General features: G+C 44.3%; 10 protein-coding genes. 3 read left to right on the top strand and 7 right to left on the bottom strand.

Annotated features, from left to right (window positions below):
- The 3 genes from Q0241_RS08585 to Q0241_RS08575 form a co-directional block, all read left to right on the top strand.
- The coding region (locus tag Q0241_RS08585; RefSeq protein WP_299376072.1) for a DUF2269 family protein at nt 1-268 on the top strand (268 nt) is incomplete at its 5' end.
- Nucleotides 269-330: 62 nt separating this feature from the next.
- Entirely contained in the window at nt 331-813 is a 483-nt protein-coding gene (locus tag Q0241_RS08580; protein WP_299376069.1) for a PAS domain-containing protein, read from the top strand.
- A gap of 137 nt (nt 814-950) precedes the next feature.
- Nucleotides 951-1,190 (top strand): DUF465 domain-containing protein, encoded by a 240-nt coding sequence (locus tag Q0241_RS08575; RefSeq protein ID WP_299376066.1) that lies wholly within the window; start codon nt 951-953, stop codon nt 1,188-1,190.
- Between the two features lie 79 nt (nt 1,191-1,269).
- On the opposite strand, the gene Q0241_RS08570 is transcribed toward Q0241_RS08575, so the two are convergent.
- The 7 genes from Q0241_RS08570 to Q0241_RS08540 form a co-directional block, all read right to left on the bottom strand.
- Entirely contained in the window at nt 1,270-1,941 is a 672-nt protein-coding gene (locus Q0241_RS08570; RefSeq protein WP_299376063.1) for a Fe2+-dependent dioxygenase, read from the bottom strand.
- Between the two features lie 108 nt (nt 1,942-2,049).
- Nucleotides 2,050-3,147: a DUF1513 domain-containing protein gene (locus Q0241_RS08565; protein ID WP_299376060.1), complete on the bottom strand. Its 1,098-nt coding sequence runs from the start codon at nt 3,145-3,147 to the stop codon at nt 2,050-2,052.
- 2 nt (nt 3,148-3,149) lie between these two features.
- Nucleotides 3,150-4,283: an imelysin family protein gene (locus Q0241_RS08560; RefSeq protein WP_299376058.1), complete on the bottom strand. Its 1,134-nt coding sequence runs from the start codon at nt 4,281-4,283 to the stop codon at nt 3,150-3,152.
- Nucleotides 4,283-5,812, bottom strand: coding sequence for a di-heme oxidoredictase family protein (locus Q0241_RS08555; protein ID WP_299376055.1), 1,530 nt, complete (start codon nt 5,810-5,812; stop codon nt 4,283-4,285). Before Q0241_RS08555 ends, Q0241_RS08560 begins: the two co-directional genes overlap by 1 nt.
- A gap of 138 nt (nt 5,813-5,950) precedes the next feature.
- Entirely contained in the window at nt 5,951-7,237 is a 1,287-nt protein-coding gene (locus Q0241_RS08550) for an imelysin family protein (RefSeq protein ID WP_299376054.1), read from the bottom strand.
- Nucleotides 7,238-7,567: 330 nt separating this feature from the next.
- Nucleotides 7,568-8,047, bottom strand: a complete 480-nt coding sequence (gene bfr, locus Q0241_RS08545) for a bacterioferritin (protein ID WP_299376052.1) — start codon at nt 8,045-8,047, stop codon at nt 7,568-7,570.
- Between the two features lie 308 nt (nt 8,048-8,355).
- Nucleotides 8,356-8,670 (bottom strand): hypothetical protein (locus tag Q0241_RS08540; RefSeq protein WP_299376049.1); only part of this gene is annotated, 315 nt, incomplete at its 5' end.

Here is an 8,670-nt window from a genome sequence, read left to right as displayed (position 1 = left end):
AATTGGACTTCTTGTTACCACGGGCTATGATTTAAGTGATACTTGGGTTTTATGGGGTATTATTCTTTATTTGTGCGCGGGTTTTTGCTGGCTTCCGGTTGTATATATCCAAATTCGGATGCGTAATTTGATCAAGCGAGCATTGGATGCCAACACAGATGTATCTGCGAAATATTGGATATTTGACCGCTGGTGGATTTTTCTGGGGTCTTTGGCATTCCCTATGATTGTAATTGTTTTCTACTTGATGGTTTTCAAACCAGATTAAACAAGGATGTGCTATACTTCTGAAGATAAGGGGCTGCTTTTCATTCGAAGGAAAGGAATTATGTGTCAAACACACCGTACTTAGATAAGAGCTTAAGTATAGAAGCACCTCACTTAATTAAGTTATTTGATTACTGGAAATCGTTGCCAAGGATTAAAGAGCTACCTGCCCGAACTGATGTGGATCCGTTGGCTATTCCATCATTGTTGCCATATTGCGAATTGATTGATGTTCATAGAAATCCTCTTGATTTTGAATATCGGCTTGTCGGAACCTTGATCGACGAAATCACTATGGGGAGCTATACAGGTAAGCGTATCAGTGAAATTCCTACTCAAAATCCACCGAGCCGGATGTTTTCCTTATACGAGCGGGTGGTCCAAGAAAGAGAACCGGTTCGGACGATTTTGCCTTATGTCGGTGATTTACCTGGTATCAAGGATGTTGAAAGTCTCGTTCTTCCTTTGTCTCGTGATGGAAATGAGGTGGATATGTTGCTTGGTGGAATTGCCCTTAGGGCGCCAGATGAAGACAATCTGGGGTAAATTTTAACGGTCCTTTTCCTTTGGAATATAAAGCCCCAAAGAAACAGAAAAATATCGTCATTTGACCTACGTCAAAGCCTGAATATCTCATTCGTTCTATTGTCATGCCTGTAGATGATAGCAACAAGGGAGTGGGAATGTCACAGCACACACCGCATGAACTCGCAGAGGAATTTCCAGAGCTTAAAGACCGCATTCACACCAAGAAGCAGTCTGATGCGCATTTTGCGAAACTTGCTGAGGATTATCACCGAATTAACAAGATGATCCATCGGCACGAAAGTGAGGTTGAGACGTTAAGTGATGATCACATTCATGAGATCAAAAAGGAACGTTTGGCGCTTAAGGATACGATCTACTCGCTATTAGCTGTTTAATTTACTTGTTAAATTCCCCAAGACAAACTTTGGCTGCCTTTTGCGGGCAGCCTTTTTTTATGTGGGGTAAATACGTTATTTATGGTTCAGACCAAAGCCGTAACAAGTTGGCGTGGGTTTTGGTCAAGAGGTCAAACTCTCTGCTTTTCCCGTTTTGCTCAAAAAGCGTTCGCCGGGTTTGGTCGATATCATAGATTATTTCGCGTTGGTCTGCGGATCTGACCAGACTTTGTACCCAACTGACGGCAACTTGTCTGACGCCTTTGGTGACGGGGGCAACCCTGTGCAATGTGGTCGAAGGGTATACGACTGCTGAACCAGCAGGCAGCTTGAACTTTTGTTCACCGACAGAACTGTCCATCACCAGTTCTCCGCCTTCGTAACTATCTGGATCATTCAGGAAAACTGTAAAAGATATATCAGTGCGAAATCCCCTGTCTGAACCCATAATAGCATCGTCAACATGGTTGCCATATTCCATGCCAGGCTCATAGCGACTGAACAGAAGAGGACGCATTCGCCGTAGAAGTGTTGCCCGGGCAAAAATGGCATTACGCTGTAGTGCATTGGTTAGAATGGCTGTTGCCTGTTTTGCGGTGGTATCACGCCCTGTAAGCTGTGTATTGTTTTTGACAAGTTTTGCATGCCATCCAGCTGTAAGCTTTCCGTCCTTGAATTGTCCTCGATCAAGAAGCTCGTTTATTCTCGTGAGTCCGGATTGATCTAAAATACCTGGGATAGTCAGCAACATTTTTATCATTTATTCCTGAAGAGACGAATAGGGTCTGCTGAAGAATAACATTATGACTGTTAATAAGCGATAATCGAAACGTGTTACAATTATTCCAGCTTAACAGGACTAAATTGCAGAGCTGATATGGTTATCCCAGGCAATTTCTGGGTCATGATAGATGGTCTTGTTATCTTGCCAAAGGTTTCCTTGTCCGTCGGAGATTGTGAAACCACGATCATTAGGGGCAACGCCGCCTGCATCTACGTGTGATAATGTTTTTACAAGTTCCCGTGTTTTGCTATTCCATATGGCTACTTTATTGCCTTTTGGGGCGGTGGTAGCGACGAGGCTGCCGTCAATATTTACGCTGACAGACCCAATATATTGTTTCATCCCAAGGTAGGTTTGCCCGCCAGATACAGGTTTGATTTCTTCACCAATTCGGTGTGTCGCGACAAGGCTGACGCTATTGCTCGGATCGCCTTCGTATTGACCGCCAATCCAAATATGATCTTTGGCGGCACTCATATGCCGTAAAGAGAGCTGATTGTACTCATAGGGTAATTTACTTTGTGCAATCAGCTTTCCATCGCGTCGATCTACATAGCTTATCTGTGGCTCCATAGAGGCAAGATTCAATTTCTGCCGGGGGTAATCCGGATGGGTAATAATGCCGCCATTCGAAATCGCAATGGTAATCCCATCAGAAAGCAGGATAGCCTCGTGCGGGCCTATGCCGTAACTTTCATATTGACCGATGCGCGCAAAAGAATTCGTCGTATCGTATATGCCAATAATGCCACGTTCATTTTCGTAATCATTTTCTGTTGCATAGAGTAATTTCCCGTCAGGAGAAAAAAAACCATGCCCATAAAAGTGGTGATCCAGAGGAGGAGAAAAGGCTAAATGGCGCTGGTTATTGAAGAGGTCCAAAACCAATGCAAAGCGCCCCGGACGTCTGGCAAATACAACGGCGAACTTTTTATTGGGTGCGATAGCTGTTGCATGTCCCCGGTCATCAAGATGCTCTTGGAAAATTAAATTACCAGAACGATCAATAACAGCGGCGGCGTATTGACCGTCTGCTTTTCTCAGCGTTGAAACATAGGCCGCTTGCAACGAGGAAGCTTCGGCCTGTGCAAACGAAGCAAAAGGGAGTTGCCCTGTCGCCAGAACGCCGCTGGCGGCAATTCTGTTTAAGAATTCTCTCCGGGATAAAGACATTGTTAATCACCATCCAGAGAATTGAAGCCGAGACTTAGACCAAGTTTTTCTGGGATGAGGTCGTTAACAATGTAGTGTGCACCTTCTAACGGAATAAGGGTGAAGGACAAAGTTTCATGGGATTTTGTTTGTTTTACCTGCTTTTCCCAAGCGATGTTCTCTTTTTCAAGTTTCATTAAGAACGTGTTTGTTTGCCCTAGCTCGAAAGAAAGGGATTGCGTGTGACGTGAGGTGAGATTTCCAAGCCCCCCCTGTGTGAAGAGGGTCTCAACAGCTTTGAGATTGCTTTGATACGCGTGGAGGGTTTGGTTGGATCTCCAAAAAGGGGCACGCTTTGGTTTTGATTTCTCAGGGCTTTCCTTGATAGTGTTCAGTATCTTGAGATCCCTTGTGCTTTGAATCATTTCACTGCTGATACGCAAAAGATCCTGCATGACTTCTGTATCTGATCGGTATATCGGGTTCGAGGGGCCTGTATCAAGCATCATCGTCGTATAGCCGGAAGGGGACGCCCAATCGTCAATAATTTCTTGCCCTGTCGTCTGAATTGCTTTGGCGATGTTTACCCCATAATCACAACGGTAAGATTTGGGTTTGCTTGTCGCGAGTGCTTCTGCATTTTTTCCAAAGAGAACATATTCAAGTGCAAGCATTCCCTGAACAGCAACGCTTTTCTTTTGTAGAGTTTCTGTTGCGAGGGCTGTTTCATCTTGGGTATCAATTAATTTCCGGACTTGGCGTAGTCCGATAGATTTGCGGTCGGGCCAAAAGAACAGCTTTTCTTGTCGGTTATTTTTTATGGCAGGACCAATGCGATACATCTCGACGCCAGACCACGCGGCAACAAGAGGTCGAAAAGCCTGTTGAGCTTTCGCCAAGTTTTCCTTATTTGGCTGCTCACATAACTTGGTCAAATCGCTTTCCTGCGCCTTGGCGGCACGGGTTAAATTTTTATATCCCGGGAGGATCGCCTTCTCGATAGTCTGTTTGATGATTGGTTTGAAGTTTGTTTCCGGGGTTTGTCCCCATGCGTTTACGGCTGTCCCTACGATTACAATTCCGGCGAGCGCAGGACTAATTATCTTGGATAAATGACGTCTCGTATTTGGCTTGGATTTGAAAGAAAAAGTTATCATTACAGAGATTCCAAAAAAGTAATCAGGGATTTTCGTTCTTCAGGTGTCATTGCGACAACATTGTCTCGGGCTTGTGTCGCTTCACCACCATGCCAGATAATAGCTTCTAACAAGTTACGTGCCCGCCCATCATGTAGAAAGTAAGTGTGCCCATTCACTTTCTCGGTAAGCCCAATCCCCCATAATGGCGGTGTACGCCATTCACGCCCAGATGCATTGCCAACCGGGCGATTATCGGTCAACCCTTCGCCCATATCGTGAAGAAGAAGATCGCTGTAGGGCCATATCAACTGAAAGGCTAATTCTTTTTGTGCTGCATTTCTACGGGTAACAAATTTTGGTTTATGACAGGAAATGCATCCATTGGTGTAGAAGAGCTCTTTGCCTTTTAGGACCTTTGGATCGTTGACGTTACGGCGTGCTGGAACAGCCAGATTTTTCGAATAAAAAACAACAAGGTCTAAAACTTTTTTCGGGGCCTCACCCTCGCCAAGATTATTCTGTGACCCGTGAGGTTGGGAAAGACACGTTGGCTGATTGCTTGTACAATCACCCCAATGTGCCGCCATATCTGGTGTTGATAAACCGATATCCCCTGCAAAGGCATGTACCGATTGGGTGTGAACGGTTCTGTTCGATGCTTTCCACCCGAAACGACCAATCTCTTTTTGTCCAGTTTCAGGGTTGAGAACCATGCTGGCTTTTCCCGATATGCCATCACCGTCGCTGTCTTCTGGATCGACGAGATCAAGAAGGTCCTGCTCGTGGATTTCTTCCAAAAGTCCCAAACCTATCATCGGTGAGGCGACCCGAGGCGACAGCATGACGTCAGGATCCATGTCTCCATAGGCGAGCTGGGTAACGCTGTAGCTGGGTTTGCGTAGCGAGACACTCTCGCCTCCGTTCAAGGCTATAACTTCCTCTTCATAGGAAATATGCATCTTACCTTCGGCTGGCAGGCCCGTGACAGCTTGGTCTTGCAATTGTCCGCCATAAGTTGGTTCTGGAATCCGAAGTTGGATGCCTGTGTTGATTGCTTGTTTTTCTGCATCTGTTCTGGGGGGAACAGAGAGGCGTAAAAACATAGAGGTTGCCAAGTCGTCGTTGCTTTCTGGGGGGTGTCCTCGGCCGTCTTGTAAATGGCAGCGTTGGCAGGAACGGGCATTGAATAGAGGCCCTAACCCGTCAGAAGCCTTGGTCGATGACGGGGATGAAACCCAGATTTTTTTAAAGAGGCTGTTACCTAGTTTGAAGTCACGCTCTCCCTTGAAGGATAAATTTGCCGAAAAATGGGAGAAGGATTTTGATGTGACTGATTTTTTAGATGTCGGTGCCCCCGCAGATTTGTTTTCATAAGGCTCTGCTTTGGTGAAATCACTTGTTACTTGAGTAATTTTTTCGACACGCAAAAGGTCCTCTGGGGTAAGGTCATCACGGGGCAGTGGTGCCGCTGTTACGGTAGAAGCAAGCGACATTCCAAAGAGAAGGGCGCAATAAAAAGGCAGGCGTTTTCCAAATGACGTGGGCATTTTTTGTTTTAATCAATGTTGAGATAAATGAAATGGGCAGTTCTGAATTCAGAACTGCCCACAAGCTAGCATAACTAAGTATTTTGAATAAATAGACACGTGGTCGCAGTGATCATGTGTCTAATATTATATCCGTTCTTAGTTGAAAACGGCATTTGGATTATCGAGACTATCTGAGCCTTCAACTTCAATAGCTGAAAGGCCAAGTGCCACCACTGCACGTTCGATTGAACGGGTTTGATTGATCAAACCGTCGATTGCTTTTTGCACAACAGCATTACCAACAACATTGCCTTCACCAATCATCTGGTCATAAGCTTCGATGCTTTCTGCGCGTGCTTTCATTACCGCCATGGACGTTACTGTTGCATCCAGTTTTTCAGTAAGTTCGCTATCGATTGCAGCATCTTTTGCTTTCACAAGATCTGAAATAGAAGGACCGCTTACGACAGAGCCGTCTAGACGACGATAGTGTCCTGTGTAAACATTACGAATACCGATCTGGTCAAAATAGTGAGAGTTATGGGTATTATCAGAGAAGCAGTCATGCTCTTCTTCAGGGTCATTCAGCAATAGACCCAGTTTCATGCGCTCCCCAGCAAGTTCACCATAAGAAAGAGATCCCATTCCCGTCAGGATTGTTGTTAAACCTGTTGAGGTGTCTTTGAGAAGGTTCGTTCTGGCTTCACCCTTTTCATCCCAGTTTGCTTTCATTTCTGCTAGGTCAGCAATCAGAAGAGTTGAAGCCGATTTTAGATACTGAGCGCGACGATCACAGTTGCCGCCTGTGCAATTTTTCACATCAAAATCAGACGCTGGGCGGCTTCCGGCACCTGCGCCATTGCCGTTTAGGTCCTGTCCCCAAAGAAGGAACTCAATCGCGTGGTAACCAGTGGCAACATTTGATTCAACTTCTTCTGCTTCGTGAAGCGTTGCAGAAATCAATTCAGGAGTAATTTTAGAAGCATCAACTTCTTTGCCGTTTACGGATAGTTTGGAATTGGCGATAACGTTCACTGTATAAAGTGCGTTTTCGTCTGATTCATCACCGTATGATGTATCGACATAATCGATAAGGCCTTCATCAAGCGGCCAGGCATTTACACGGCCTTCCCAATCATCAACGATGGCGTTACCAAAACGGTAAACTTCGGTTTGCTGATAAGGAGCACGGGCGGAAACCCACGCTGCACGAGCCGCGTTCAGCGAGGCTGAAGTTGGCGAGGCAATAAGTTGATCAATAGCACTGTCCAAAGCTTTTGCTGATGTCAGAGAATCTTCGAAGCCTGCTTGGGCAATGTTTGCGTAGTTGTTCAAGACGCTTTTGGCGTCAACGGTGTCTGCAAATGCAGTTCCTGCACCAAGAACAGTTAAAACGGTGGCAGTACTTGCTACACGCGCAGCTTTTTTGAGAGCGTGGTTCATTTTCATTCCAATTTTAATGTTGGCTACTTCGGACTTTAATAGCCAAGCGATATCAATGTACTGCTTTTGAAAGAAATCAAAAGCAGGTGAGTATTATTCGCAACAACTAACATGCTTGAGAATGAGTTGCAATTTCGAAATTGCTCTTTTTTGGCAAAAATACCTGACTTTTAAGGTCGGACTTCTGTGAAAAACTCTTGTGCTGAGTGTGATGAGTGCAAAGGTATTATTGCAAATTTTGCGGGGTAATTTAGATGAGCATGAAAAAAGCCAGTGAAAATCACCGGCTTTTTTGGAATAGGCTTTGAGAGCCTGAATGATCAAAGAAACTTAGTCGCCTTCGACTTTGCTCTGAGATTGAATGTAGTTCTGGATACCAACACGTTTGATCAGTTCAAACTGTGATTCCAGATGATCAACGTGCTCTTCTTCATCAACCAGAATTTCACGAAGTAGTTCACGGCTGCCATAGTCTTTTACTGACTCACAATAGGCGATGCCTTCTTTGTAAACTTCAACGGCTTCCAGCTCTCCGGCCAGATCACATTTTAAAATTTCTTCTACATCTTCGCCGATTTTAAGTTTATTCAGGCTTTGAAGGTTTGGGAAACCATCAAGAAGCAAAATGCGATCCATAAGCTTATCAGCGTGCTGCATTTCTTCGATGGATTCTTTGTATTCGTGCTTGGCAAGACCTTCAACACCCCAGTCTTGAAGAAGCTTGTAGTGAAGATAGTACTGGTTAATCGCTGTTAATTCATGCGTTAAAGCTGTGTTCAGGTGTTCGATGACTTTTTTGTCGCCTTTCATGATATCCTCGCTTTTAATTCGTTCGTATTGAAATTTATTATCTTACTGCGGCTTGCAATCTACTTTAGAATCTTTCCAATAATGTAAATTGTGTACTGAAAAATTTAAGTATTTTATCAGAAAATTTGTTTCCTGATAATAATTATTAATCCCCTCTGGGATAGGGTTTAAGTTTATTTTTCTTGTTTTAAGTACTGAGGTGGCACGTAGTTTATTTTTTTTCCTGTTTTGTAGAATGTTTTTATTATAGGTATTTAACCAGTAGTATAGATTTATTTTATATTTTAATTTTGTTTTTCTTTATTGTTCTAAAAAAAATCACACGAGTTTTCATTTGGGTTTGATAAGACTGCTTTGAGTTTTATTAACGCTTTTTCTAACTTATGATTCGTATCAGGTGCCATGATCGAGAGCCTGACGTTATGTTTTCCGGCTGTTGTATTGTTGGCGAAGCGACTTCCGTCAAGAATGTGGACTCCAGCTTCGGCTGCGCGCCGCACGAGTTGGGGAATTGGGATGTCTTTGGGGAAACCTATCCATGCATGTGATTGACAGGTTTCTAGGTTGGTTGCGTATGGCGAGAGAAACCGGGTTGTGAGCTCATGGCGTTTTCTTGCTTCGGA

The organism is uncultured Kiloniella sp. (assembly GCF_937128705.1).
In the GTDB taxonomy this organism is placed as follows: domain Bacteria; phylum Pseudomonadota; class Alphaproteobacteria; order Kiloniellales; family Kiloniellaceae; genus Kiloniella.
This window is presented reverse-complemented; position numbering and strand designations above follow the sequence as displayed.

Bases quoted from the DNA above. Each gene is read 5' to 3' on its own strand.
- Q0241_RS08575 (WP_299376066.1), top strand. From the start codon at position 951: ATGTCACAGCACACACCGCATGAACTCGCAGAGGAATTTCCAGAGCTT.
- Q0241_RS08570 (WP_299376063.1), bottom strand. From the start codon at position 1,941: ATGTTGCTGACTATCCCAGGTATTTTAGATCAATCCGGACTCACGAGA.
- Q0241_RS08565 (WP_299376060.1), bottom strand. From the start codon at position 3,147: ATGTCTTTATCCCGGAGAGAATTCTTAAACAGAATTGCCGCCAGCGGC.
- Q0241_RS08560 (WP_299376058.1), bottom strand. From the start codon at position 4,283: ATGATAACTTTTTCTTTCAAATCCAAGCCAAATACGAGACGTCATTTA.
- Q0241_RS08555 (WP_299376055.1), bottom strand. From the start codon at position 5,812: ATGCCCACGTCATTTGGAAAACGCCTGCCTTTTTATTGCGCCCTTCTC.
- Q0241_RS08550 (WP_299376054.1), bottom strand. From the start codon at position 7,237: ATGAACCACGCTCTCAAAAAAGCTGCGCGTGTAGCAAGTACTGCCACC.
- bfr (WP_299376052.1), bottom strand. From the start codon at position 8,047: ATGAAAGGCGACAAAAAAGTCATCGAACACCTGAACACAGCTTTAACG.